General features: G+C 60.8%; 21 protein-coding genes. 8 read left to right on the forward strand and 13 right to left on the reverse strand.

The window, feature by feature from the left end:
- Positions 1-30: 30 nt before the first annotated feature.
- The 7 genes from EPZ47_RS10635 (at position 31) to EPZ47_RS10665 (ending at position 5,830) form a co-directional block, all read left to right on the forward strand.
- Entirely contained in the window at positions 31-693 is a 663-nt protein-coding gene (locus tag EPZ47_RS10635) for an amino acid ABC transporter permease (protein WP_135844723.1), read from the forward strand.
- 9 nt (positions 694-702) lie between these two features.
- The gene (locus tag EPZ47_RS10640; protein WP_135844724.1) at positions 703-1,365 is read left to right on the forward strand and encodes an amino acid ABC transporter permease; all 663 of its coding nucleotides are present in this window, start codon (positions 703-705) and stop codon (positions 1,363-1,365) included.
- Positions 1,362-2,168 carry an amino acid ABC transporter ATP-binding protein gene (locus tag EPZ47_RS10645; protein ID WP_135844725.1) on the forward strand — a complete coding sequence of 269 codons (807 nt, stop codon included), beginning with the start codon at positions 1,362-1,364 and terminating at the stop codon, positions 2,166-2,168. Before EPZ47_RS10640 ends, EPZ47_RS10645 begins: the two co-directional genes overlap by 4 nt.
- A 37-nt stretch (positions 2,169-2,205) precedes the next feature.
- A complete protein-coding gene (locus EPZ47_RS10650; protein ID WP_135844726.1) occupies positions 2,206-2,595 on the forward strand; it encodes a RidA family protein in 390 nt (129 codons plus the stop codon).
- A gap of 140 nt (positions 2,596-2,735) precedes the next feature.
- Positions 2,736-3,500 carry an IclR family transcriptional regulator gene (locus tag EPZ47_RS10655; protein ID WP_135844727.1) on the forward strand — a complete coding sequence of 255 codons (765 nt, stop codon included), beginning with the start codon at positions 2,736-2,738 and terminating at the stop codon, positions 3,498-3,500.
- A gap of 41 nt (positions 3,501-3,541) precedes the next feature.
- A complete protein-coding gene (locus EPZ47_RS10660; RefSeq protein WP_135844728.1) occupies positions 3,542-4,759 on the forward strand; it encodes an amino acid deaminase in 1,218 nt (405 codons plus the stop codon).
- Positions 4,760-4,912: 153 nt separating this feature from the next.
- Positions 4,913-5,830: a sugar kinase gene (locus EPZ47_RS10665; protein ID WP_135844729.1), complete on the forward strand. Its 918-nt coding sequence runs from the start codon at positions 4,913-4,915 to the stop codon at positions 5,828-5,830.
- Positions 5,831-5,911: 81 nt separating this feature from the next.
- Here the strand turns inward: EPZ47_RS10665 and EPZ47_RS10670 are convergent, their stop codons facing one another.
- Complete coding sequence (locus tag EPZ47_RS10670) at positions 5,912-6,187, reverse strand: peptidylprolyl isomerase (protein WP_003182808.1); 276 nt, start codon at positions 6,185-6,187, stop codon at positions 5,912-5,914.
- Positions 6,188-6,235: 48 nt separating this feature from the next.
- Entirely contained in the window at positions 6,236-8,773 is a 2,538-nt protein-coding gene (locus EPZ47_RS10675; protein ID WP_135844730.1) for a PAS domain-containing hybrid sensor histidine kinase/response regulator, read from the reverse strand.
- 133 nt (positions 8,774-8,906) lie between these two features.
- Between EPZ47_RS10675 and EPZ47_RS10680 the strand changes: the two genes are divergently transcribed.
- Complete coding sequence (locus EPZ47_RS10680) at positions 8,907-10,016, forward strand: PilT/PilU family type 4a pilus ATPase (RefSeq protein ID WP_135844731.1); 1,110 nt, start codon at positions 8,907-8,909, stop codon at positions 10,014-10,016.
- A 327-nt stretch (positions 10,017-10,343) separates the two neighbouring features.
- On the opposite strand, the gene EPZ47_RS10685 is transcribed toward EPZ47_RS10680, so the two are convergent.
- The 11 genes from EPZ47_RS10685 to EPZ47_RS10735 all read right to left on the reverse strand — a co-directional run bounded on the left by EPZ47_RS10685 (position 10,344) and on the right by EPZ47_RS10735 (position 25,226).
- The gene (locus EPZ47_RS10685; RefSeq protein WP_135844732.1) at positions 10,344-11,693 is read right to left on the reverse strand and encodes an FAD-binding oxidoreductase; all 1,350 of its coding nucleotides are present in this window, start codon (positions 11,691-11,693) and stop codon (positions 10,344-10,346) included.
- A gap of 462 nt (positions 11,694-12,155) precedes the next feature.
- Positions 12,156-14,111, reverse strand: coding sequence for an acetoacetate--CoA ligase (locus EPZ47_RS10690; protein WP_135844733.1), 1,956 nt, complete (start codon positions 14,109-14,111; stop codon positions 12,156-12,158).
- A 157-nt stretch (positions 14,112-14,268) separates the two neighbouring features.
- Positions 14,269-15,045, reverse strand: a complete 777-nt coding sequence (locus tag EPZ47_RS10695; RefSeq protein ID WP_135844734.1) for a 3-hydroxybutyrate dehydrogenase — start codon at positions 15,043-15,045, stop codon at positions 14,269-14,271.
- Positions 15,046-15,052: 7 nt separating this feature from the next.
- The gene (locus EPZ47_RS10700; RefSeq protein WP_135844735.1) at positions 15,053-16,444 is read right to left on the reverse strand and encodes a GntP family permease; all 1,392 of its coding nucleotides are present in this window, start codon (positions 16,442-16,444) and stop codon (positions 15,053-15,055) included.
- 299 nt (positions 16,445-16,743) lie between these two features.
- The gene (locus EPZ47_RS10705) at positions 16,744-18,159 is read right to left on the reverse strand and encodes a sigma-54 interaction domain-containing protein (RefSeq protein ID WP_135844736.1); all 1,416 of its coding nucleotides are present in this window, start codon (positions 18,157-18,159) and stop codon (positions 16,744-16,746) included.
- A gap of 135 nt (positions 18,160-18,294) precedes the next feature.
- Positions 18,295-19,875: an ABC transporter ATP-binding protein gene (locus EPZ47_RS10710; RefSeq protein ID WP_135844737.1), complete on the reverse strand. Its 1,581-nt coding sequence runs from the start codon at positions 19,873-19,875 to the stop codon at positions 18,295-18,297.
- 14 nt (positions 19,876-19,889) lie between these two features.
- Positions 19,890-20,912 carry an ABC transporter permease gene (locus EPZ47_RS10715; RefSeq protein ID WP_135844738.1) on the reverse strand — a complete coding sequence of 341 codons (1,023 nt, stop codon included), beginning with the start codon at positions 20,910-20,912 and terminating at the stop codon, positions 19,890-19,892.
- Entirely contained in the window at positions 20,912-21,973 is a 1,062-nt protein-coding gene (locus EPZ47_RS10720) for a microcin C ABC transporter permease YejB (RefSeq protein ID WP_135844739.1), read from the reverse strand. Before EPZ47_RS10720 ends, EPZ47_RS10715 begins: the two co-directional genes overlap by 1 nt.
- A complete protein-coding gene (locus EPZ47_RS10725) occupies positions 21,973-23,841 on the reverse strand; it encodes an extracellular solute-binding protein (protein WP_135844740.1) in 1,869 nt (622 codons plus the stop codon). The genes EPZ47_RS10720 and EPZ47_RS10725 overlap by 1 nt, the downstream gene beginning before the upstream one ends.
- 129 nt (positions 23,842-23,970) lie before the next feature.
- Positions 23,971-24,270 (reverse strand): peptidylprolyl isomerase, encoded by a 300-nt coding sequence (locus EPZ47_RS10730; protein WP_265073092.1) that lies wholly within the window; start codon positions 24,268-24,270, stop codon positions 23,971-23,973.
- 77 nt (positions 24,271-24,347) lie between these two features.
- The gene (locus tag EPZ47_RS10735; RefSeq protein WP_135844741.1) at positions 24,348-25,226 is read right to left on the reverse strand and encodes an esterase/lipase family protein; all 879 of its coding nucleotides are present in this window, start codon (positions 25,224-25,226) and stop codon (positions 24,348-24,350) included.
- Positions 25,227-25,392: the final 166 nt, after the last annotated feature.

Below are 25,392 nucleotides of genomic sequence, written 5' to 3' on the forward strand. Positions count from 1 at the left end.
GCGGGCGCCCCGGAGAAGGTACTGCCGACCATGAATTATCAGTTGAACTTTGCCGCCGTCTGGCGCGATTTCGACACCTTGCTGGCGGGGCTTGGCCTGGGGCTGTCCCTGGCGCTGGTGTCGATCGCCATTGGGTGCGTGATCGGCCTGGCAATGGCATTTGCGCTGCTCAGCAAGCACCGGGTCTTGCGGGTGCTGGCGTCGGTGTATGTCACGGTGATCCGCAATACGCCGATCCTGGTGCTGATCCTGTTGATCTACTTCGCCTTGCCGGGCCTGGGCATTCGCCTGGACAAGCTGCCGTCATTCGTCATCACCCTCTCGCTGTACGCCGGGGCGTACCTGACCGAAGTGTTTCGCGGCGGGCTGATGAGTATTCACAAAGGACAGCGGGAAGCGGGGCTGGCCATCGGCCTGGGCGAGTGGCAGGTGAAAGCCTACGTCACCGTGCCGGTGATGCTGCGCAACGTGTTGCCGGCCTTGTCGAACAACTTCATTTCGCTGTTCAAGGACACCTCCCTGGCGGCGGCGATTGCCGTGCCCGAGCTGACCTATTACGCCCGCAAGATCAATGTGGAGAGCTACCGGGTGATCGAAACCTGGCTGGTCACCACGGCGCTGTATGTCGCGGCCTGTTACTTCATTGCCATGCTGCTGCGGTATTTCGAGCAGCGCCTGGCGATCCGCCGTTAGGAGTGTTCCATGTACGAATCTCCCAGTTGGTTGCATGAGTTGTGGGTCGCCCGGGACACCTTGTGGGCCGGTTTCCTGACCAGTGTGCAGTGTTCGGTGCTGGCGATTTTGTTGGGCACCTTGATCGGCCTGTTCGCCGGGCTGGTGCTGACTTACGGTCGGACCTGGATGCGCGCGCCGTTTCGTTTCTATGTCGACGTGATTCGCGGCACGCCGGTGTTCGTGCTGGTGCTGGCCTGCTTCTACATGGCCCCGGCGCTGGGCTGGCAAATCGGCGCGTTCCAGGCCGGCGTCCTGGGCCTGACGCTGTTTTGTGGCTCCCACGTCGCCGAGATCGTGCGCGGGGCCTTGCAGGCGTTGCCGCGCGGGCAGATGGAAGCGAGCCAGGCCATCGGCCTGACGTTCTTCCAGGCGTTGGGTTACGTGCTGTTGCCCCAGGCCTTGCGGCAGATCTTGCCGACCTGGGTCAACTCCTCCACCGAGATCGTCAAGGCCTCGACCCTGCTGTCGGTGATCGGCGTTGCCGAACTGCTACTCAGCACGCAGCAGATCATCGCCCGGACCTTCATGACCCTGGAGTTTTACCTGTTCGCCGGGTTTCTCTTTTTCATCATCAATTACGCCATCGAATTGCTCGGGCGGCACATTGAAAAGCGGGTGGCTTTGCCATGACTGACGTTTCGAATCTCTCCAATACAGAGCTCTCCAACCCCCAGCCGCTGCTGGATATTCGCGGCTTGCGCAAACAATACGGCCCGCTGGAGGTGCTCAAGGGGGTGGACCTGAGCATGCAGCGTGGCAACGTGGTCACGCTGATCGGCTCCAGCGGCTCGGGCAAGACCACGCTGCTGCGCTGCGTCAACATGCTGGAAGAATTCCAGGGCGGGCAGATCGTCCTCGATGGCGAGTCCATCGGTTACGACGACGTCAACGGCAAGCGCGTGCGCCATCCCGAGAAAGTCATCGCCCGGCACCGGGCCATGACCGGCATGGCGTTCCAGCAATTCAACCTGTTTCCCCATTTGACCGCGTTGCAGAACGTCACCCTGGGCCTGCTCAAGGTGAAAAAACTGCCCAAGGACGAAGCGGTGGCCCTGGCCGAGAAATGGCTGGAGCGGGTTGGCCTGCTGGAACGCCGTGATCATTTCCCCGGTCAGTTGTCCGGTGGCCAGCAGCAGCGCGTGGCGATTGCCCGGGCGATTGCCATGAACCCCAGCCTGATGCTGTTCGACGAAGTCACCTCGGCCCTGGACCCGGAACTGGTGGGCGAAGTGTTGAACGTGATCAAGGGCCTGGCTGAAGACGGCATGACCATGTTGCTGGTGACCCATGAAATGCGCTTTGCCTTCGAGGTCTCCGACAAGATTGTGTTTATGAACCAGGGGCGCATCGAAGAGCAGGGGCCGCCGAAAGAATTGTTCGAACGACCCCAGTCGCCGCGACTGGCGGAATTTCTCAAGAACACCCGTTTTTAATTTTCTTGAACATTTTTACCCGCAAGGAGAAACACCCATGAGCATTACCCGTTACGGCACCGGCAGCACCGCAGGCGGTGGTCAGCCGCGGCCCTTCGCCCGCGCCGTGGAGGCCGATGGCTGGTTGCACGTGTCTGGCCAGGTGCCGGCGGTGAACGGCGAGATCATTGTCGGCGGGATCGTCGAGCAGACGCACCAGACCATGAAAAACTTGGTCGCCATTCTCGAAGAAGCCGGGTATGGCCTCAAGGATGTGGTGCGCTGCGGCGTGTGGCTGGAAGATCCACGGGACTTCTGGAGTTTCAACAAGGTGTTCGGCGAGTACTTCAGCCCGGAACACGCCCCGGCCCGCGCTTGTGTGCAGGCGAACATGATGGTCGATTGCAAGGTTGAGATTGACTGCGTCGCCTACAAGAAAAAGGCCTGAACCGTTGTAGGAGCTGCCGAAGGCTGCGATCTTTTGATCTTGATCTGTCGGGCTTTCGCTCAAGACTCAATTGGCTGGGGAAAGATCGCAGCCTCGTTACACTCGACAGCTCCTACGACCAATGAACGGGAATGCAATAAATGACCGAAGACACCATCAAACGCCGGGCCCGGGGACTGGATCGGGCGTTCGATATCCTCGATTTCCTCAAGGAAATCGGCCAGCCGCTGCGTCCGAACGACATCGCCAGCGGCATCGGCAGCCCCAAGTCCACGGTCTATGAACTGGTGGCGTCGCTGCTGGAGCGACGCATCCTCGAACCCGTGGGCAAGGACGGTCACGTCTACCTGGGCCGCCAGTTGTACTTTCTCGGGCAGGCGCACCTGCGGCATTTCGACCTCAGCCGCGAGGCCGATCACGCGTTGCAGGAGATCGTCAGCCAGACCCGCGAAACCGCGCAGATGTGCCTGCTCAACGGGCGCAAATACACCGTGGCGCTGATGAAGGAGGGCGAGCGGCATTTCCGTATTTCATCGGACATTGGTGAAAACGCGCCGATCCCCTGGACCGCGTCCGGGCGCCTGCTGCTGGCGCATTTGAGCGACCAGCAGATCGTCGATTTGATCGACCCCGACGACTTCATCCTGCCGGACGGCGAGCGGCTGCCCCTGGAGCAGTTTCTCAAGGAAATCCGCCAGGCCGGCCTCGACGGTTTTTTCTCTTTCGACAGTGTGGCCGACACCTTCACCCATTGCTTCGCCGCGCCGGTCAAAGACCCCACTGGCGTGGCCATCGCAACCCTGTGCATCGTCGCCCCACGGGCCGACGCCAAGAACAATTACGCCGACTACCGCCGGGTGCTGATCGACAGCGCCAACAACCTGGCCCGGCGCATCAATGAATAGACAGCAGCGGCTGCAAGCGGCCGTGTGCGAGGAGTTCGAACATGTCTTCTGCCATTCTTAACGCGGGCATAGAGAAGGGCGCCGCCACTGTCGGCGCCCACCTGTTGCGGGACGTCAGCCTGCCGGCGCTGGTGCTGCACCGCGCGGCGCTGGAGCACAACATCCACTGGATGCAAACCTTCGTCACAGGCAGCGGCGCCGAACTGGCGCCCCACGGCAAGACCAGCATGACCCCGGCGCTGTTTCGCCGCCAGCTTGACGCCGGCGCCTGGGGCCTGACCCTCGCCACCGCGGTGCAGACCCGTGCCGCTTACGCCCACGGCGTGCGCCGGGTGCTGATGGCCAACCAATTGGTGGGCACGCCGAACATGGCGCTGATCGCTGATTTGTTGGCCGACCCGGGGTTTGAGTTCCATTGCATGGTCGATCATCCCGACAACGTGGCTGACCTGGGCACGTTCTTCGCCTCTCGCGGCATCCAGTTGAACGTGATGATCGAGTACGGCGTGGTCGGCGGCCGTTGTGGCTGCAGGACCGAGGCCGAGGTGCTGGCCCTGGCCGAGGCGATCCAGGCGCAACCGGCGCTGGCGTTGACCGGTATCGAAGGCTACGAAGGAGTGATTCACGGTGACCACGCCATCAGCGGCATCCGCGCGTTCGCTGCGTCCCTGGTGCGGCTGGCGGTGCAACTGCAGGACAGCGGCGCGTTTGCCATCGACAAGCCGATCATCACCGCCTCGGGTTCGGCCTGGTACGACCTGATCGCTGAATCCTTCGAAGCCCAGAATGCCCACGGGCGTTTTCTCAGTGTGCTGCGCCCCGGCAGTTACGTGGCCCATGACCATGGTATCTACAAAGAAGCCCAGTGCTGTGTGTTGGAGCGGCGCAGTGACCTGCACGAAGGCCTGCGCCCGGCCCTGGAAGTCTGGGCCCACGTGCAATCGCTGCCGGAGCCGGGCTTCGCGGTAATCGCCCTGGGCAAGCGCGACGTGGCCTACGACGCCGGGCTGCCGGTACCGCTCAAGCGCTACAAGCCGGGTTCAGCTTCGGTGGCGGGGGATGATGTGAGCGGCTGCAAAGTGACGGCGGTGATGGACCAGCATGCGTTCATGAGCGTGGCACCGGGGGTTGCGTTGCGAGTCGGAGACATCATTTCGTTCGGTACTTCCCATCCGTGCCTGACGTTCGACAAGTGGCGGGTGGGGTGTCTGGTGGATGAGCAGTTGCGGGTGGTGGAGAGCATGGAGACTTGTTTCTAGCCTTCAGACCGAGTCGCGGCTATCGCGAGCAAGCTCGCTCCCACAGGGGATGTTTGGCGAGCACGGATTGTGTGTTCACAACGGCCCAAATGTGGGAGCGAGCTTGCTCGCGATAGCGCCCTGCCAGACACCACCGAAACATCAGGATCATTCATGAGTACATCCAAACCCCGCATCGCCCTGATCGGCGAATGCATGATCGAACTGCAACAACGCGCCGACGGCAGCCTGCAACAAAGCTTCGGCGGTGACACCCTGAACACCGCGGTGTACCTGGCCCGCGCCTTGGGCGAGCGGGGCTCGGTTGACTATGTCACCGCCCTGGGCGACGACAGTTTCAGCGATGCCATGTGCGAGCAGTGGGCCGCGGAAAACATCGGCCTTGAACGGGTCCAGCGCTTGCCCGGGCGCTTGCCGGGCTTGTATTGCATCCAGACCGATGCGGCGGGCGAGCGGCGTTTTCTGTATTGGCGCAACGAAGCGGCGGTGCGCGAGTGCTTCACCACCCCGGCCGCCGGGCCGATCCTCGCCGCGTTACTGGATTACGATGTGCTGTATTTCAGTGGCGTCACCCTGGCGGTGCTCGGCGAGCAGGGGCGGGTCAGACTCATCGAAACCCTGGTCGAAGCACGTCGACGCGGGGCCCAGGTGGTGTTCGACAACAACTACCGGCCAAGGCTCTGGGCCTCGGTTGAAGCGGCCCGTGCGGCCTATCGCAGCGTATTGCCCTACGTGGAGCTGGCGCTGTTGACGGTGGAGGACGAGCAGGCGCTGTTCGGGTATGCCGACAGTGAGGCGGTGTTCGCCGCGTATGAGCAACTCGGCACGCCGGAAGTGGTGCTCAAGCGCGGCGCCGAGGCGTGCCTGATCCGTTGCGATGGCCAGTCTTATGAAGTGTCTGCCCAGCGGGTCGAGCGGGTAGTGGACACTACGGCGGCAGGGGATTCATTCAGCGCCGCGTACCTGGCGAGTCGCCTGCTGGGCGGCAGTCCGCAGGAGGCAGCCGAGGCCGGGCATCTGCTGGCGAGCCGGGTTATTCAGGTGCCGGGGGCGTTGATGCCCAGGGACTGACTACACCGGAAGTTGGGTGTGTCCTGTGGCGCGGGAGCAAGCTCCCTCGCCACAGGGTCAGGTTGTCAGGGCAATGTCATTTCAATCCCGGTAAAACACCTGCACCAAGTGATACCCGAACTTGCTCTTGATCGGCCCATGCACCACCCGCAGCGGCTTCTTGAAGATCACCGCATCAATCACGCCAACCATCTGCCCTGGCCGCACTTCACCGAGGTCGCCGCCACGTTTGCCGGACGGGCAGGTGGAGTACTTCTTGGCCAGCACATCGAAGGCTTCGCCCTTGGCGATGCGTTGTTTGAGCTGTTCGGCTTCTTCGGCGGTTTTCACCAGGATATGGCGGGCTTGGGCTTTCATTGCAGCGGTGACCTGAGCGGTGTGACGGGCCGGCGATTATGCCTCAAGTCAGTTGCCATGGTTGATCATCGTCCGAATCTTGTTTGCCAACAGATCGAGGGTGAAGGGCTTGGCGACCATGTCCATGCCCTGGTCGAGAAAGCCCTGGCGTTCGGCGGCTTTCTGCGCATAGCCGGTCATGAACAGCACTTTCAGGTCGGGTCGATGCTGGCGGGCGATTTCTGCCAGTTGTCGGCCGTTCATGCCCGGTAGGCCGACATCGGTCACCAATAGGTCGATGCGTCGGTCTGACTCCAGCAGCACAATGGCCGTCTTGGCGTCCTGGGCTTCGAGGGCGGTGTAGCCCAAGGCTTCCAGCAGATCGCGCACCAGCATCCGCACCGCCGGTTCATCCTCCACCAGTAATACGGTTTCCCCGGCGACCGCCGCCGGCGCGTCGACAACCACGGGTGCGGTCGGCTGTTCGGCGGGTGTGACGTACAGCCGCGGCAGGTACAACTGCACCCGCGTGCCCTGGCCCGGCACACTGTCGAGGTGGAGGTGCCCGCCGGACTGTTGGGCGAACCCGTAGATCATCGACAGCCCCAGGCCGGTGCCCTGGCCGATGGGCTTGGTGGTGAAGAACGGATCGAAGGCCTTCGCCAGCACGGAGGGGGTCATGCCGCTGCCGTTGTCGCTGACGGCAATCATCACGTAGTCCCCAGCCTTGACCGGTTCCAGGGTGCTGATGTCATCGCCGTCGAGGTAGACATTGGCGGTTTCGATGGTCAGTTCGCCGCCATCGGGCATGGCGTCCCTGGCGTTGATTACCAGGTTGAGCAAGGCGTTTTCCAATTGGCTGACATCGGTGCTCACCGGCCACAGCTCATCGGCCAGTTGCAGCCGCAGCACGATGTGATCGCCGGTGGTACGGCTCAACAAGTCTTCAAGTGAATGCACCAGGCCGTTAGGGTCCAGCGGCTTGCGGTCCAGCGACTGGCGTCGGGAAAAAGCCAGCAGCCGATGGGTCAGGGCGGCGGCGCGGTTGGCCGAGGACACCGCCGCTTCGGTAAAGCGCCCGATCTCGGTGGCGCGGCCATCGGCGATGTAGCGTTGCATCAGGTCGAGGCTGCCGAGAATGCCGGTGAGCATGTTGTTGAAGTCATGGGCGATACCGCCGGTGAGCTGGCCCACGGCTTCCATTTTCTGGGCATGGCGCAGCGCTTCTTCGGCGCGTTCGCGTTCGAACATCTCGCTTTGCAGGCGATGGTTGGCTTCGGCCAGTTGCTGGGTGCGAGCGATGACCCGTTCTTCCAGCGTTTCGTTGAGGTAGCGCAGGGCTTCTTCGGTTTTTTTGCGCTCGGTTTCGTCGATCACAAAGATGTAGAAACCGTTCACCGACCCGTCCGAGCCACGGCGAGGCAGGTAGTTGATCAGTGAATGGCGCGGGCGGCCGTCGCGATGGTTCGCTTGTACGGTGAAGCTGCAGGGCTTGCCCGCCAGGGCGTCGGCGATCTGCTCGGCGCGGGCTGCGTAGGCTTCTTCACCGAGCACTTCGCGTACGGTCTTGCCGTACAGTTCCTGGGGCGTCAGGCCGTACCAGTCCAAATAGGCGCTGTTGTTCAGTCGGAAACGTTCTTCGCGATCCACATAGCTGATGAGGATCGGCATGGCGTTGATGATCAACTGCAGCTCGGTCTGACTCTGGCGCAAGGCCTGCTCGGTGTGCTTGCGTTCGGTCAGGTCCAGGGCCGCACCGAGAAACCGCTTGGGCCGGCCGTGGCGATCCTTGTAGCAACGACCGCGCACGAACACCCAGCGCAGGTCACCGTCGGGCTGCAGTAAACGGTATTCCTCGGCATATTCGGTGCCGTGGGTGATGCAGTGCTTGATGCTGCGAGCAACCATGGCCCGGTCTTCGGGGTGCACGCCTTCGAGGTAGGCGCTGATGGGCAACTGGCGTGACAGGCTCGGATCGACGCCATGCAGCAGCGCGAAGTGTTCGTCGGCGATGAAGCGATCTTCGCTGATATCCCAGTCCCAGGTGCCCAACGCATCGGTGGCGGCCAGGGCCAGTTGCAAGCGTTCCTCGCTTTCATACTGGGCCTTGAGGCTGGCCTCGGAGCGCCGTTCGAACTCCTGGGCCAGTCGTCGCCGTTCGCTGGTTTCGATGGCTGTGATCAGGATGCCGGCGACGCCAGCGCTTTCGTCGTGCACGGGGCTGTAGGTCAGGTCCAGCCACAGGTCGCAGAGGCGACCGGCAAATGGCAGGCGCCAGTGCTGATCGCGGCTGCTGTGGGGCCGGCCTTGCAACACGCTGTGATAAATCGGTTCGCTGACGCCCCGCAGTTCGGGCCATGCGGTGTGGGTCGGTTGGCCGAACGCCAGCGGATGCTTGTCTCCGACCAGTCGGGCAAAGGCGTCATTGTAGAGGTGGGTCAGTTGGGGGCCCCACAGCAAGGCCATTGGCATCGGGGAGTGGAGCACGATGTCCACGCTGGTGCGCAGGCTTTGTGGCCAGGATTGGACGGCGCCCAGCGGGCTGCCAGCCCAGTCCAGTCGGGCCATCAGGCTCTGAATGTCGCTCCCGGAGGGTAATGCGTTCATTGCGCCCCCCCTGGAAATCGTGTCGGTGCCACAGCGTCTACTATCCTCTGAAGAAGGTAAGCGCGGGTTGGTCTGAAGGGTTTCATGCTCGGGTCAGCTTGTTTCAATTGATGTCTCGCGGAAATTTCAGTCCATGGAAATCGATCCCTTGTTGCGAATCCTGGCAAGCCAGGATGGCTCCGACCTCTACATGTCCACCGGGGCGCCACCGTGTGTGCGGTTCGAGGGCGTGCTCAAGCCCTTGGGCAACCAGGCATTCAAGGTCGGCGACATTGCCGGGCTCGCCGAGTCTTTGATGGACGCCGAACAGCGCCTCGAGTTCGATCGGGAGCTGGAAATGAACCTGGCGATCTCCATGGCCGGTGTCGGGCGGTTCCGGGTCAATATATTCAAGCAACGCAACGATGTGTCCATGGTGATACGCAACGTCAAGCTGGACATTCCGCGTTTCGAAGACTTGAAACTGCCGCTGGTGTTACTGGACACCATTATGCAGAAGCAAGGGCTGATACTGTTCGTTGGCGCGACAGGGTCGGGCAAGTCGACCTCCCTGGCGGCCCTGATCGATTACCGCAATCGCAACAGCAGCGGCCACATCATCACCATCGAAGACCCGGTGGAGTATATCCATCGGCATAAGAAATCGATCATCAACCAGCGCGAAGTCGGTGTCGACACCCGCAGTTTTCATGCGGCCCTGAAAAACACCCTGCGCCAGGCGCCGGACGTGGTGCTGATCGGCGAAATCCGTGATCGTGAAACCATGGAACACGCCCTGGCCTTCGCCGACACCGGGCACCTGGTGATTTCCACGCTGCATGCCCACAACGCCAACCAGGCCCTGGACCGGGTGATCAATTTCTTCCCTGAGGAGCGCCGGCCGCAACTGCTGAACGATCTGGGCAACAACCTCAAGGCATTCGTCTCCCAGCGCCTGGTGCGCACCCGCACCGGTCAGCGCCGGGCGGCGGTGGAGGTGATGCTGGGCTCGCCCACGGTGGCCGACCTGATCAGGAGCAATCAGTTTTCTGAACTCAAGGGGATTATGGAAAAGTCCGTGGAGCAAGGGATGCAAACGTTCGACCACGCGCTTTACGCGCTGGTCGTCGAGGGCGTGATTGAAGAGGAGGAAGCACTGAAGCATGCGGACTCGGTGAACAACCTGCGGCTGCAGTTGAAATTGCACGCCGAAGCATCACCGCAGCCCCAAGCGCCGTCGGGCGAATGGGGCCTGATGGACTGATAAGCGCCTCATCCGTGCGTTGTTGGACATTGGAGGTGCAAGGTTAATGACTGAATGAGTTATGAAACGCATTTACCCCAAACAGCATCTATGCCCCAGGGCGACTTTTCTATCGGGTGATATATAGCGGCTTCTGAAGTCAGGGCCGCGATGATTTAATTCTGCGAGTGCTTTATCTATGTGTACGGGCTGGATGTCGGCGGCTGGGGAGTATACGGCGAGTATTCCACACATGGTTGTGCTCTTTATTTCGATTTTTTTGGTTTTTATAGGGGGTGCTGAATGAATGCATCAACTGGGCAAGATTTTGGGGGGGGGCGTAACTTATTATTTTGTAATGTTGTGGTTGCGGCGGAAGACGTTCAGTGGGTCATATTTTTTCTTTGTGAAAGATAGCCTGTTATCGCTATTCGAAAATACTGAGGGCTTGGTGTTTTCTTCATCGGGCGTGTAATTTGAGTATGAAAGTGCTTCCGCAGCGTTAGTGATCGAGCTCGCGGCGCTTTTGACCCAGCTCACGTATTTGGCGTCATCACTTGAGGACGTCCAGCGAGCGGAAAATAAAATTCCATAGTTCATCGTTTTTATCGCAAGTGCTGACTCCACGCCTGATTTTTCTCTTCTGGATGGGTTCAGATGTTCTATCATCACACTGCAGTTAGGTCCTGGGATTCTTTTTTGCCAATCCGTTAACAAATGCGGCATATTCTCTCCCATGATTTCGGGGCACACTGATTTCCAGTATCCTCTCATCGGTTGAGCAAAACGCTCATCAGACCATGATTGCCATGTCAGAAAGTCACTGGTCAGATAAGTGTGCTTGATAGTCTGGCTCAAATATTCTTCGAGATTTTTGATTTCTGAATAATCGATTGAGTCGCTTAAACAGAAATCGATGGAGAGCATGCACTCCATTGAGTTTTTATGGCGATGAAGAACCGGAGCGACAACCAAGTTGGATGGGCAGTGATTGTCCAGATATTCAAACAGGTCGCTCAATGCAGCTTCGACATCATTTCCAGTGAATTCCAGGGTGCCACAATAAACGGAAGGCAGTCTCGATAGCTTGTACCTGAATTCAAGTACGATACCAAAATTTCCGCCTCCGCCGCGCAACGCCCACAACAAATCCTCATGCCCCGGATCTTCGGCCCTTACGAGAGCCCCTGTAGCCAGAAGTACATCTGCGCCAACAAGATTCTCACAGGTATAGCCGTACTTCCCCAGTAGCCAGCCAATACCACCACCCAGCGTCAATCCAGCAATACCCGTATCACTCACCGTGCCGGTAGGTATGACGTATCCATGTTGGCAAAGTGCATCATCCACATCCTTTAACCGTGCCCCCGGCAGGACGCGGGCAACTTTATGGTTTTCATCAATCACGATATCGTTGTAAGGTGAGAAATCGAGCAGTATGCCTCCCTGCGTGGAACCGAAGCCCGCAATGTGGTGCCCGCCACCCCGGATAGCGAGTTCTATGTCATTGGCCGTGACAAAGCTGACGATCTCCTTTAATGCTGCTCGGTTCAGGGTTTGAATAATCATCGACGGATAAAGGTCGTGCATCCTGTTATAGACTTGCCTGGTCTTCTCATAAGTGCTGTCGTCAGGAAAGATAATGCTGACGTCCTCATATTTGCTTATGAGGGCGTCACCAAAATATCGATGGTTCATGAGTTGGACTCTGCGCTGGGTTGTTTGAATGAAATTTAAGTGGGGTGCGCGTTCGCGATAAGCTATCTTTTTAAAGTCTATTGGCTTGTTTTGCTATCCGTAAAGCTTTTAAGCGGGCGCAATCTTTAACCGGATATTTCCCATGTATGGGTGTTGGTAGGTGTTAGCTTGATCAAGCTTTTTATTGTGGGAAAATTCAGTTTCGCTTGTCATCCTGTGAAGGTGTCAAGCGTTCAGCGGGTGCCTTGCTTTTCCAAAGGGGTTGTTTTTTTATGTGGGTGTGTCTGGCGGGTGAACTATATTTCCTCCGGGTATTTACATTGCGCCATCATTAAAATATTCCTGCGGTACAAGTTGAAACAATTTTATGCGTTTTTAAGTGCGCGGTGATATTCGCTCGCGCACGATTTGAGGCGGTATTAATGAGTGTGTATGTGCGATCGCAACGCCGGGCCAACGAACTCAGGTCGTCAGTTCAGGGCGATCGCGAAATTGCTCCAGTGCTTCGGGATTGGCCAGTGCATCGGTGTTCTTGACCGCCTGCCCATGCACCACATTGCGTACTGCCAACTCGACGACTTTGCCGCTGATAGTCCGGGGAATGTCCGTCACCGCCACAATTTTCGCCGGCACATGCCTTGGCGTGGTGTTGGCCCGGATGACTTGGCGGATCTGCTGCTCCAAGGTCTCATCCAGTCGCACGCCGTCCCGCAGGCGCACAAACAGCACCACCCGCACGTCCCCCTGCCATTGCTGGCCGATGGCGACGCTGTCCAGCACTTGCTCGACCTTTTCCACCTGCCGATAGATCTCCGCCGTACCAATGCGTACACCGCCGGGGTTGAGCACGGCGTCGGAGCGTCCATGGATCAAAACGCCGCCGTGGGGCAGTTCTTCGGCGTAGTCACCCTGGGCCCATACGCCAGGGAATTGGTTGAAGTAGGACGCACGAAGTTTCTCCTGCCGCGGGTCGTTCCACAAACCAATGGGCATGGCCGGAAAATGCCGCGTGCACACCAGTTCGCCTTTCTCGCCGATGACCGCTTGGCCGGCCTCGTTCCAGACCTGCACCGCCATGCCCAGGCTCTTGCCTTGCATCTCGCCTCGACGCACCGGTGACAGCGGGTTGCCGTTGACGAAGCACGACACTATGTCGGTGCCGCCGGACATCGAGGCCAGGCAGACGTCGGGCTTGAAGTCGCGGTACACGAAATCGTAGCTATGAGGCGCCAGCGCCGAACCGGTGGACAGGATGGTTTTCAGGCTGCCCAGGTCGTGGGTTTGCCGAGGCTTGAAGCCTTGGCTCTCCAGTGAGGCCAGGAACTTGGGGCTGGTGCCGAATACGCTGATGCGCTGTTGGTCGATCAGGTCCAGCAGGCGCTCGGGGCCGGGATGGAAGGGTGAGCCGTCATAGAGCACCACCGCACTGCCGACGGCGAGGGCCGACACCAGCCAGTTCCACATCATCCAGCCACAGGTGGTGTAGTAGAACAGCCGATCATCGGGGCCTAGATCGACGTGCAGGCCATGTTCCTTGACGTGTTGCAGCAACACGCCACCGGTGCCGTGGACGATGCACTTCGGCACGCCGGTGGTGCCGCTGGAATAGAGAATGTACAGCGGATGATCGAAGGGCACGCTGGTGAATTGCGGCTGGCCAGCGCTTTGGTAAAACGCCCCCCACAACGCGACGTTGGCCTGGGTCTTGAAGTCGTCGATGCGTGCATCTGGCTGGGCATAGGGCAGCACGATCAACTGCTGCAACGACGGCAGTCGCTCGAGGATTTCGTTGACCTTGGGCCGCTGGTCGATGACCTTGCCGGCGTAACGATAACCGGCGCAGGTGATCAGCACTTTCGGTTCGATCTGGCCGAAGCGATCGATGACGCCCTGGGTGCCGAAATCCGGCGACGAACAGGACCAGATCGCGCCGAGGCTGGTGGTGGCGAGCATGCCCACCAATGTCTGCCAGGTATTGGGCATGCAGGCGGCTACCCGGTCGCCGGGGGTGACGCCGGCGGCTTGCAGGCTTCTTTGCAGGCCAGCGACATGGGCGGCGAGTTCGCTCCAGGTCAGTTGCTCCTCACCGCCGTTTTCGTCGAGCGCCACCACGGCGACGGCGTCATCGCGGCGGCGCAGCAGGTGTTCGGCGAAGTTCAGCGTGGCGCCAGGGAACCACCGGGCACAGGGCATTTGCGAACCCTCCACCAATACCGCGTCGGGGGCTTGGTGAAAGCGAATCTCGAAGAAATCGACGATGGCCTGCCAGAAATCTTCGCGCTGGTCGATGCTCCAGGCGTGCAGGGCAGGGTAGTCGTTCAGTTGCAGATGATGCCGCGCGTTGACGAACTGGCGAAAGGCGTTCATGCGCGACTGGGCGATGCGTTCGGGGTTGGGTTGCCAGAGGATGTCGGACATGGGGTGCCTCTTATTTTTTTATGCACACATACAAACTATAGAGCGGCTCAATCTTGTGTGGGAGCAAAGCTTGCTCGCGAAACAGGCGCCTCGCTTCTGAAAGACCGCATCGCCTTCCTTGCGGGCAAGCCTTGTTCCCACAGTGGTTCGCAGGAGCTTATTGGGCCAACCACCCACCATCAATATTCCACGCCGCGCCGCGCACCTGGCTGCCGGCTTCACTGCACAGGAACAGCACCAGTTCCCCCAGTTGCGGCGGGGTGACGAATGCCAGGGACGGTTGCTTCTCGGCCAGCAGATCATGCTGTGCCTGTTGTGGATCGACGCCTGCCTGGACGCGGTCGTCGATCTGTTTTTGCACCAGCGGCGTCAGCACCCAGCCGGGGCAGATGGCATTGCAGGTCACGTTGCTGGTGGCGGTTTCCAGGCCGACTACTTTGGTCAGGCCGATCACCCCATGCTTGGCCGCGACGTACGCCGCCTTGCCCACCGAGCCGACCTGGCCGTGCACCGAGGCGACGTTGATAATCCGCCCCCAAGCCTTGGCGCGCATGCCCGGCAGGCTCAGGCGGGTGGCGTGGAACACCGAGGACAGGTTGATGGCAATGATCGAGTCCCAGCGCTCCACTGGAAAATCTTCCACGGCCGCCACGTGCTGGATCCCGGCATTGTTGACCAGAATGTCCACGCCGCCGAACTCGCGCTCAGCGTAGGCGAGCATGTCGGCGATCTGCGCCGGGTCGCTGACATCGGCCGGATGATGGCCGACCTTGCCGCCGAACTGTTGCACCTCGGCGATCACCGCCGAGGCATCGCCAAAACCATTGAGGATCAAATTGGCGCCGGCCTTGGCCAGGCTCAGGGCGATGCCCAGGCCGATGCCGCTGGTAGAGCCGGTGACCAGGGCAGTCTTGCCCGAAAGAGGGGTTGTCATAGGAACCTCACACAATGCCAGTGGCGTAGAACACACCGATCACCACGAAAACCGCGAGGGTCTTGATCAGCGTAATACAGAAAATATCTTTGTAGGCTTCCCGGTGGGTCAGTCCGGTCACCGCCAGCAAGGTGATCACCGCACCGTTGTGGGGCAGGGTGTCCATGCCGCCGCTGGCCATGGCGGCCACCCGGTGCAGCACCTCCAGCGGAATATTGGCGGCGTGGGCGGCGCTGATGAAGGTTTCGGACATCGCCGCCAGGGCGATGCTCATGCCGCCCGACGCAGAGCCGGTGATGCCCGCCAGCAGGGTTACGGTCACAGCTTCGTTGACCAGCGGGTTGGGAATGTTCTTGAGCCAGTCGGCCAGTACCAGGAAGCCTGGCAAGGATGCGATCACCGCACCAAAACCGTATTCCGAAGCGGTATTCATTGCCGCCAGCAAGGCACCGCCCACTGCGCTCTTGCTGCCTTCGGCCAGCTTGCTGCGGATGGCACGGAAGCCGAACAGCAGGACCATGATGATGCCCACCAGCAACGCGGCCTGCACGGCCCAGATCGCGGTGAGCTTGGCGATGTCGCTGGTCACCGGCGTTGCCATGCCCGGCAGTGCCAGGCTGTGGGTCTTGCCATACCACTGGGGAATCCACTGGGTGAACAGCAGGTTCATGATCCCCACCGCCAGCAGCGGCGAAACGGCGAGCCATGGATTGGGCAGCTTGATGTCTTCGGCGGTCTCCGGCTCGTTGCGCAGTTCGGTGCCGTAGCCTTCGCCCACGCGCTGGGCCTTGTTGCGCTGGCGTTGCAGGAACAGCATGCCGAAACTGAACACGAAGATTGTGCCGATCACACCCAGCCATGGCGCGGCCCAGGCGGTGGTGTTGAAGAAGGTGCTGGGGATGATGTTCTGGATCTGCGGCGTGCCGGGCAGGGCGTCCATGGTGAACGAGAACGCGCCGAGGGCAATGGTGGCCGGGATCAGGCGCTTGGGAATGTTGCTCTGGCGGAACATCTCGGCGGCGAACGGGTACACCGCGAACACCACGACGAACAACGACACGCCACCATAGGTCAGCAAGGCGCAGACCAGTACGATCACCAGCATGGCCTGGCGTGTGCCCAGCAAGCGAATCGCCGCCGCGACGATGGAGCGGGAGAAGCCCGACAGCTCGATCAGCTTGCCGAACACCGCCCCCAGCAGGAACACCGGGAAATACAGTTTGATGAAACCGACCATTTTCTCCATGAACACCCCGGTGAACGCAGGGGCGACGGCGGAAGGGTCGGTGAGCAGGACGGCGCCGAGGGCGGCGATGGGGGCAAAGAGGATAACGCTGTAGCCACGGTAGGCGGCGACCATCAGCAGCGCGAGGGCCGCCAAGGCAATGATCACACTCATGGTGTGTCTCCTGGATTGTTATTGTTGTGGTGAAGCGGTGGGAGGGCTTTAGCGAGTTTTGTGCCAGGTGTGTAATTGATTGAAATATAAGGGGATTATTGATTTTGGTGTAAGAGGGTCGAGAGTTTTGTCTCTGTTTGGAGATTTTTATGGAGTGGGCTGGCCTCATCGCGCGCAAGCTCGCTCCCACAGTTGTCCGCGTACGTCAGGAGAACACCGTCCCATCTGGGAGCGAGCTTGCTCGCGATGAGCGCAAAGCGCCCCAAAAGAATTGTCTATTTATGGAGATATGAGTCTCATTATTGAGACTCTGCAATCCCCAGCGCCACCATCTTCTTATACAAAGTCGACCTGCCGAGCCCCAGCCGCTCAGCCGCTTCAACCACCTTGCCCCCGCATTGCGCGAGGGTGGTTTCGATCAGGTGCCGGTCGAATCGCGCCCGGGCCTGGCTGAAGGTTTCGTGCGCCAGCGGCTCCAGGCTTGGGCTGGCCGAGCGGGTAACCGGTGTGAAAGTGCCGATGGCGGCGCGGATGTCGGCAGCGGTGAGCAGCAGCTTGTCGCTGAGCAGCGCGGCCCGTTCCAATACATTGCGCAATTCCCGGATGTTGCCCGGCCAGGCATGTTGACCCAACAGGTCCAGTGCATCGCGGTTCAATTCGTGCTGGCTGCGCAGTTCTTCGAGGATCGCCTCGCTCAGGGCCGGCAAGTCATCCAGGCGTTCGCGCAGCGGCGGAACCTGGATCGGCAACACATTGAGGCGGTAATACAGGTCGGCGCGGAACTCGCCGCGCTTGATCGCAGCCTCCAAGTCCATGGAGGTGGCGGCGATCACCCGCACATCGCTTTGCAGCACCTCGTTGGAGCCCACCGGTTCGTATTCCTTTTCCTGGAGCACCCGCAGCAGTTTGCTTTGCAGCGGCAACGGCATGTCGCCAATCTCGTCCAGGAACAACGTACCGCCTTGGGCGATCTGCAATTTGCCGGCGCGGCCCTTGCGGTCGGCGCCGGTGAAGGCCCCTGGGGCGGTGCCGAAGAACTCGGCTTCCAGCAAGGATTCAGGGATCGCCGCGCTGTTGATGCTGACGAAGGCCTTGTGTGCTCGTGGTGACGCACTGTGGATCGCCTGGGCCAGCAACTCCTTGCCGGTGCCGGTCTCGCCGAGCAGCAGCACCGGTGAATCGGCGCTGGCGCTGCGCCGGGCACGGCGCTTGACCTCCAGGCCGGCGCTGCTGGTGCCGATGAAATGGGCGAAGTTGTACTTGGTCTGCCGCGCCCGCAGCAGCGAACGGGTGGACGCCAGTTCTTCCTGCATGCTCAGGTAGCGCTTGAGCATTGGCGACAGGCTGCGCAACTCATCGAACAAGGCAAAGCCGATGGCGCCGATCACCGCGCCCGCGCTGTCGTGGATCGGCAGGCGCATCACCACCAGCGGCTCCTTGGGCGTGTCCTGCATGTCCAGCAGAATCGGCCGCCCGGTACGCACCACTTCACGCAGCAGGCTGCCGGGGATCACACTCTCGCAGGCCCGGCCGATGGCTTCCTGTGCCGAGTTCAGGCCGAAGCGCCGGGCGTAGCGTTCGTTCATCCAGACGATGTTCGCGTCACGGTCGACAATCACCGTGCCTTCGCTGGACTGCTCGATGATCTCGAACAACGAACGGATCGCCAGCGTGCGTACGCGCTTGTAATCCTTGAGGCTTTCGGTGGAGTTCATGGTCGAATCCGAATTGTGTATTGCCTGTCAGGCCGCCATCGCGAGCAAGCTCGCTCTCACATTGGTCTGCGTCGCGCTGAAGATCAAACGTGGGAGCGAGCTTGCTCGCGATGGCGGCGACTCGGTGTCATTGCATTATGCCCACCCCGTATGCGCCGCCGCCAACAGCTCCTTGGTATAAGGATGTTGAGGTGAATCGAACACATCATGGCTGGCGCCTTGCTCGATCACTTTACCGTCCTTGATCACGATCATGTCGTGGGCCAGGGCGCGGATCACTGCCAGGTCATGGCTGATGAACAGGTAGGTCAAGTCGTACTTCTCCTGGAGCTGGCGGAGCAGGGCGACTACTTGCTTTTGCACGGTACGGTCCAGGGCCGAGGTCGGCTCGTCCAACAGGATCAAGGCCGGCTTGAGTACCACGGCCCGGGCAATGGCGATGCGTTGGCGTTGGCCTCCAGAGAATTCGTGGGGGTAGCGATGGCGGGTCAGCGGGTCGAGGCCGACTTCCTTGAGGGCCTGGATCACCCGGGCTTCACACTCTTGCGGGCTGGAGGGCTGGTGGACCTCAAGGCCTTCGCTGATGATCTGCTGCACCGACATCCGTGGGCTGAGGCTGCCGAACGGGTCCTGGAACACCACCTGCATCTGCTTGCGCCACGGCCGCAAGGCTTTTTGCGACAGTTGATCGAGGGCCTGGCCCTGGAAGCGAATGCTGCCTTCGGACTCGATCAGGCGCAGGATCGCCTGGCCTAGCGTGGACTTGCCGGAGCCGGATTCGCCGACGATGCCCAAGGTTTTGCCTCGCTGGATGGACAGGCTGATGCCGTCCACGGCGCGCAAGTATTCCTTGCGCCGGAACAGGCCGCCACCGAGGGGGAAACTGACGCGCAGGTCCTGCACCTGCAACACCTCTTCCCGGTCGTCCCGGGGCAGGGCTTCGCCTTCCGGTTCGGCGTGCAGCAGCTCGCAGCTGTAGGGGTGTTCCGGTGCGCTGAAGAGGGTTTCGCAAGGCGCCTGCTCGACGATTTCCCCATCTTTCATCACGCACACCCGCTGCGCGATGCTGCGCACCAGGTTCAGGTCGTGGCTGATCAATAACATGGACATGCCAAGCCGTTGCTGCAGCGACTTGAGCAGCAGCAGAATCTTGCGCTGCACGGTCACGTCCAATGCGGTGGTCGGTTCATCGGCAATCAACAGTTCCGGCTCGCAGGCCAGGGCCATGGCGATGATGACCCGCTGCCGTTGACCGCCGGACAGTTGATGGGGATAGGCCTTGAGTCGCTCGACAGGGTTCTGAATGCCAACCAGGGCCAGCAGTTCCAGAATGCGCTGGCGCGCGGCTTTGCCCCCCAGGCCCTTGTGCAGCATCAGCGTTTCGCCAATCTGCTTTTCGACGCTGTGCAGCGGGTTCAGCGACGTCATCGGCTCCTGGAAGATCATCGCGATCCGGTTGCCGCGTATCTCCCGCAGGGCCGTGGTATCGGCGCCCACCAGTTCTTGGCCGCGATAGCGAATGCTGCCGGTGGTGCGGGCTTCTGTTTCGGGCAGCAATTGCAGGATCGAGTGGGCGGTCACCGACTTGCCGGAGCCGGACTCGCCGACCAGGGCCAGGCATTCGCCGGGACGGATGTCCAGGCACAGGTTGCGCACTACCGTGTTGTCGTTGAAGGCCACGCTCAGGTCGCGGATTTCGATCAGGTTGTCGCTCATCTCAAGATTCCGCTTCATGATCGTGGGTCGAACGCGTCTCGCAACGCCTCGCCGATAAATACCAGCAGGGAAAGAATCAGCGCCAGGGTGAAGAACGCCGTCAGCCCCAGCCATGGCGCTTGCAGGTTCTGCTTGCCCTGGGCGATCAGTTCGCCCAGGGAGGCGCTGCCGGCCGGCATGCCGAAGCCGAGGAAGTCCAGGGCCGTGAGGGTGGAAATCGCCCCGGTGAGGATGAAGGGCAGGTAGCTCAGGGTGGCGTTCATCGCGTTGGGCAGGATATGCCGCACGATCACCTTGCGGTCATTCAGGCCCAGGGCCCTGGCGGCTTTCACGTATTCGAGGTTGCGCCCGCGCAGGAATTCGGCGCGGACCACGTCCACCAGGGCCAGCCAGGAAAACAGCGCCATGATCCCCAGCAGCCACCAGAAATTCGGCTCGACGAAACCGGACAGGATGATCAGCAGGTAGAGCACCGGCAACCCCGACCAGACTTCCAGCAAGCGTTGTCCCAACAGGTCCACCCAGCCGCCGTAATAACCCTGCAATGCCCCGGCGGCGATGCCGATCAGCGCGCTGATGGCGGTCAGGGCCAAGGCGAACAGGATCGACACCCGCGCGCCGAAAATCACCCGGGCCAGCACGTCCCGGGCCTGGTCATCAGTGCCCAGCCAGTTCACTGATGAGGGCGGGCTCGGGGCCGGTTGGCTAAGGTCGTAATTGGGCGTGTCGTCGCTGAACGGGACGGGCGGAAACAACAGCCAGCCGCCGTCCTTGTGGATCAGGTTCTGCACGTAGCTGCTGCGGTAGTCGGCCTGGAACGGCAACTGTCCGCCAAATTCCTGCTCGGTATGGCGTTTGAACACCGGGAAATACAGCGAGCCCTGGTAGCTCACCACCAGCGGTTTGTCATTGGCGATCAACTCACCGCCCAGCGTCAGGATGAACAGGCCGATGAATAGCCACAGCGACCACCAGCCCCGGCGGTTTTTCTTGAAACGTTCGAAGCGTCGGCGGCCCAAGGGTGAAAACTTGAACATCAGGCGTTCCTCGCAGCGAAGTCGATGCGTGGGTCCACCAGGGTGTAGCAGAGGTCGCCGATGAGTTTGATGAGCAGGCCGAACAGCGTGAAGATGAACAGCGAGCCGAACACCACCGGGTAGTCCCGCGATACAGCAGCCTCGTAGCTCATGCGGCCCAGGCCATCGAGGGAGAAGATCACCTCGATCAGCAAGGACCCGGCAAAAAACACGCTGATGAACGCCTGGGGAATGCCTGAGACCACCAGCAGCATCGCATTGCGGAACACGTGGCCATACAGCACCCGGCGTTCGCTCATGCCTTTGGCCCGCGCCGTGACCACATATTGGCGGGTGATTTCATTGAGGAACGAGTTCTTGGTCAGGATCGTCAGGGTGGCGAAGCCGCCGATCACCAGTGAGGTCACCGGCAGCACCAGGTGCCAGAAGTAGTCGGCGATCTTGCCCAGGGTCGACAGCGACTCGAAGTTATCCGACACCAGCCCGCGCACCGGAAACCAGTTCAGCGACGTGCCACCGGCGAACACCACGATCAGGAACATCGCAAAGAGGAACGCCGGCATCGCATAGCCAATGATGATCGCCGTGCTGCTCCACACATCGAACGCGGAACCGTGACGCACGGCCTTGCGAATACCCAGGGGAATCGACACCAGGTAGGTGATCAGCGTGGCCCAGAGCCCGAGGGAAATGGTCACCGGCATTTTTTCCAGGATCAGGTCGGTGACCGTGGCGCCACGGAAGAAGCTCTTGCCGAAGTCCAGCCGGGCGTAGCTGCTGAGCATCAGCCACAAACGCTCGTGGGCCGGTTTGTCGAAGCCGTACTGTTTTTCGATGTCCTTGATCAGCTGTGGATCGAGGCCGCGGCTGGCCCGGGAGCTGCCGGTCATGGCGTTACCCGAACTGCCGACGGTGGCGCCGCCGCCAATGCCTTGCAGGTGGGCGATGGCCTGTTCCACCGGCCCGCCTGGTGCGGCCTGCACGATGACGAAGTTCACCAGCAGGATGATCAGCAGTGTCGGGATGATCAGCAGCAGGCGTCGCGCGATATAAGCCCACATCAATGCTGCCCTCCGGGTGAGCCACGTTTGAGGCGTTCGGCGGTCATCTGCTCGTTGGTCAGCGGTGTGGTGCTCATCTCCCACCAGCTTTCGATGGCTTCATCGTTGCTGGCCTGTACCTTCGGAATGCCGAAGCGGTTCCACCATACGGTCGAGCTGCCCGGCGGGTAATAGTTGGGGATCCAGTAGTAGTTCCATTGCAGCACCCGGTCCAGGGCGTGGGCGTGGCGGAGCATGTCGCTTTTGGTGGTGGCCTTGACCAGCCCGTCGATCAGGGCATCCACCGCCGGGTCCTTCAGGGCCATGTAATTGTTGGCGCCCGGGTCGTTGGCGGCCGCCGAACCGAAGTAATTGTAGAGTTCCATGCCCGGTGAAGTGCTGACCGGGTAACCGGTGATGATCATGTCGTAGTCACGGCTCATCAGGCGATTGACGTACTGGGAGGCGTCGATGCGCCGGATGCTCATGTCGATGCCGATCTGCGCCAGGGTTCGTTTATAGGGCAGCAGCAGGCGCTCGATGCCATTCTGGCTGTTCAGGAAGGTGAAGCTCAGCGGTTCGCCCTCGGCGTTGACCAGGCGGTCGCCGTCGGGTTTCCAGCCGGCCTGTTCCAGCAGTGCCAGGGCTTGCAGTTGTTTGTCGCGGATCACGCCGCTGCCGTCGGTTTTCGGCGCCTCGAACACTTGGGTGAAGACTTCGTCGGGTATCTGCCCGCGCAACGGCTCGAGAATCGCCCGTTCGCCGGCATCGGGCAGTTGTCGGGCGGCGAGGTCGGTGTTGGAAAAGTAACTCTGCTGACGCACGTAGAGGTTGCGCATCATCTGGCGGTTGCTCCACTCGAAATCCCAGAGCATGGCCAGGGCCTGGCGTACACGGCGATCCTGGAACTGCGGCTTCTGCAGGTTGAACACGAAGCCCTGGGCGGTCTGGGGCGCCTCGGTGGCCAGGTGGGCCTTTTGCAGGCGACCGTCGCGCAGGGCGGGGCTGTCATAGCCGATGGAATAGCCGGTGGCGGAAAATTCGCGATTGTAGTCGTAGGCGCCGCCGCGCAGGACCTGTCGGGCCACATCGGTGTCGCCGAAGTACTCGATGCTGAAATGGTCGAAATTGTAGAGGCCGCGGCTGACCGGCAGGTCCTTGCCCCACCAGTTGGCATTGCGTTCAAAGGTGATGCTGCGTCCGGAGTCGATCTTGCCCACCCGATAGGGACCGCTACCCAAAGGCGCCTCGTAGCCGCCTCCATTGGCAAAGTCGCGGGTTTTCCACCAGTGCTCGGGAAAGACCGGCAGGGTGGCAATGTCCAGGGGCAGGGTACGGCTTTCGTTGTTCTTGAAGTCGAAGCGAACAGTGCGCTCGGATTCCACCTCGACACCTTTGACGGCCGCGAACTGAGTGCGGTAGCGCAGGCTGCCCTGGGTCATCAGCAGCTCGAAGCTGTAGCGCACGTCCTGGGCGGTGATGGGTTTGCCATCGGCGAAGCGGGCCTTGGGATTCAGGTAGAAGCGCAGGGACAGGCCATCGTCGGCGCGTTCCATCTTCTCTGCCACCAGACCGTAGACGGTGTAGGGCTCATCCAGCGAACGCAGGGCGAGGGGCGAATACAGCATCCCGTCGATCTGGCTGACGCCGATGCCTTTGTCGATATACGGCAGCACATGGTCGAAATGGCCGATCTCGATGGCCGAGCGGCGCATGGTCCCACCTTTGGGGGCCTGTGGATTGGTGTAGGCGAAGTGGCCGAAGCCCTCGGCATATTTAGCCGGTTCGCCATACACGGTGAGGGCATGTTGCGGTGCGGCATCCACACCGGTGGCGCCTGTCAGCAGGGCCACGGCAGTGAATAGCAGAGAAGGGAACGCCAGTCGCATTGTCAGCCTTAAAGCCGGGTGATCGATGACCACGATTTGTACGCGAGCGGCGTACGGATCGCCAGCCCTTCGCATGACGCAAACACAACGGCCCACCGAAAGGCGGGCCGTCATGTCGAAAAAACGGGATCAGTCCTGGCGGCTGGTCACTTCCAGCAGGTGGTAGCCGAACTGGGTCTTGACCGGACCTTGGACCACATTGATCGGGGCGCTGAACACCACGGTGTCAAACTCCTTGACCATCTGGCCTGGACCGAACGAACCCAGGTCGCCGCCTTGACGGCTGGACGGGCACGAGGAGTTGGCCTTGGCGACTTCGGCGAAATCGGCGCCGGCTTCGATCTGGGCCTTGAGTTCGTTGCACTTGTCTTCGCTGGAAACCAGGATGTGGCGGGCAGTGGCTTTGGCCATGGGGAAATTCCTTTCAATATTTTTAAAGGTGATGAGCCTACCGGATTCATTGACGGGTTGTTGTCAAAATTGCGTCAAAACCTTGAGCCTGGCGATCAAAGGCCGGCTTTGCGCAAGCGCTCGGCGTGGTGCAGGTAAAGCGCTACCGGGTCGGTACCCTTGCGTACGTTCTCGGTCCCTGGGTGAATTGCCTGCATGTGATCCATGGGATAGTCGGAGCGAATGACTTTGCCCAGGTGCGAGCTGAAACGCCCGACCAGGCCGTCGTTCTGCCCGGCTTCGGTAATGAAATATTTGGAAAACGCCCGGCAGAAGGCATGGGAGGGGGGCATCGCATTGAATCCTTCGCCCGACGCCTCTGGCAACGTGCCGCTCCATGAGTAGTAGCGCACACCGTTGACGATGCCCGGACCGCTGCTTCCCCAGTTCTTTGGCAGGCCTTGGGGGTATTTGTCATTGAACGCACCGACGCCTTCCGTGGTGAGTGCGGCCAGCGCTGCAATGGCCGTCTGGGGGAGCCGTGCCTGGCCGCTTAGCAGCGAGATAAAGTCGGCGAACAGCGTGGCCACCTTGCTCGCCACGTGCTCCGGCAGGCGTCCCGGGGTCAGGGCCTTGTGCAGGAAGTCGGCCAGTTCGGAACCGTGGTTGGGGCCGCTGACCGAAGTCACCGAGGCGGCCCTGTCGGGTGCCAGTGCCGCGGCGTAGCGAGCGGCGAGTGCGCCTTGGCTGTGGCCGATCAGGTTGACCTTGGCAGCGCCGGTTCCGCTCAGGACCCGATCCATCTGAACCAACAACTGTTCGCCGCGGGCTTCGTTGGAATGGGTGGCCGACAAATGCGGGATGAACACCCGGGTACCGGCGGCGCGTAATGCCTGTTTGATGCCGTGGAACAGTTCGAAGCTTGCGACCCTGTCAAACCCGAACAACCCATGGACCAACAGGATGGGATATTGAGTATTTGCATTCCGTTGCATGTTCGTACCTTTTTCGAAGAGGTTCACGTTGAATTTGCCACCTCACTCTAATGCAGCCCGGAGATGGGTGGTGTAGGAAGAAACCTCAGTGACTTACTGAAAGCGGAATAAAAAAAGCGGGAATAATCGGATAAGCAGCCGGACGGCGCGCAAGGTGTCGGGATAC

Origin of the sequence: Pseudomonas viciae, from assembly GCF_004786035.1 — a bacterium.
GTDB classification, from domain to species: domain Bacteria; phylum Pseudomonadota; class Gammaproteobacteria; order Pseudomonadales; family Pseudomonadaceae; genus Aquipseudomonas; species Aquipseudomonas viciae.

Excerpts from the sequence above, each read along its gene's own strand:
- EPZ47_RS10635 (WP_135844723.1), top strand. The coding sequence starts at position 31 with ATGAATTATCAGTTGAACTTTGCCGCCGTCTGGCGCGATTTCGACACC.
- EPZ47_RS10640 (WP_135844724.1), top strand. The coding sequence starts at position 703 with ATGTACGAATCTCCCAGTTGGTTGCATGAGTTGTGGGTCGCCCGGGAC.
- EPZ47_RS10645 (WP_135844725.1), top strand. The coding sequence starts at position 1,362 with ATGACTGACGTTTCGAATCTCTCCAATACAGAGCTCTCCAACCCCCAG.
- EPZ47_RS10650 (WP_135844726.1), top strand. The coding sequence starts at position 2,206 with ATGAGCATTACCCGTTACGGCACCGGCAGCACCGCAGGCGGTGGTCAG.
- EPZ47_RS10655 (WP_135844727.1), top strand. The coding sequence starts at position 2,736 with ATGACCGAAGACACCATCAAACGCCGGGCCCGGGGACTGGATCGGGCG.
- EPZ47_RS10660 (WP_135844728.1), top strand. The coding sequence starts at position 3,542 with ATGTCTTCTGCCATTCTTAACGCGGGCATAGAGAAGGGCGCCGCCACT.
- EPZ47_RS10665 (WP_135844729.1), top strand. The coding sequence starts at position 4,913 with ATGAGTACATCCAAACCCCGCATCGCCCTGATCGGCGAATGCATGATC.
- EPZ47_RS10670 (WP_003182808.1), bottom strand. The coding sequence starts at position 6,187 with ATGAAAGCCCAAGCCCGCCATATCCTGGTGAAAACCGCCGAAGAAGCC.
- EPZ47_RS10675 (WP_135844730.1), bottom strand. The coding sequence starts at position 8,773 with ATGAACGCATTACCCTCCGGGAGCGACATTCAGAGCCTGATGGCCCGA.
- EPZ47_RS10680 (WP_135844731.1), top strand. The coding sequence starts at position 8,907 with ATGGAAATCGATCCCTTGTTGCGAATCCTGGCAAGCCAGGATGGCTCC.
- EPZ47_RS10685 (WP_135844732.1), bottom strand. The coding sequence starts at position 11,693 with ATGAACCATCGATATTTTGGTGACGCCCTCATAAGCAAATATGAGGAC.
- EPZ47_RS10690 (WP_135844733.1), bottom strand. The coding sequence starts at position 14,111 with ATGTCCGACATCCTCTGGCAACCCAACCCCGAACGCATCGCCCAGTCG.
- EPZ47_RS10695 (WP_135844734.1), bottom strand. The coding sequence starts at position 15,045 with ATGACAACCCCTCTTTCGGGCAAGACTGCCCTGGTCACCGGCTCTACC.
- EPZ47_RS10700 (WP_135844735.1), bottom strand. The coding sequence starts at position 16,444 with ATGAGTGTGATCATTGCCTTGGCGGCCCTCGCGCTGCTGATGGTCGCC.
- EPZ47_RS10705 (WP_135844736.1), bottom strand. The coding sequence starts at position 18,159 with ATGAACTCCACCGAAAGCCTCAAGGATTACAAGCGCGTACGCACGCTG.
- EPZ47_RS10710 (WP_135844737.1), bottom strand. The coding sequence starts at position 19,875 with ATGAGCGACAACCTGATCGAAATCCGCGACCTGAGCGTGGCCTTCAAC.
- EPZ47_RS10715 (WP_135844738.1), bottom strand. The coding sequence starts at position 20,912 with ATGTTCAAGTTTTCACCCTTGGGCCGCCGACGCTTCGAACGTTTCAAG.
- EPZ47_RS10720 (WP_135844739.1), bottom strand. The coding sequence starts at position 21,973 with ATGTGGGCTTATATCGCGCGACGCCTGCTGCTGATCATCCCGACACTG.
- EPZ47_RS10725 (WP_135844740.1), bottom strand. The coding sequence starts at position 23,841 with ATGCGACTGGCGTTCCCTTCTCTGCTATTCACTGCCGTGGCCCTGCTG.
- EPZ47_RS10735 (WP_135844741.1), bottom strand. The coding sequence starts at position 25,226 with ATGCAACGGAATGCAAATACTCAATATCCCATCCTGTTGGTCCATGGG.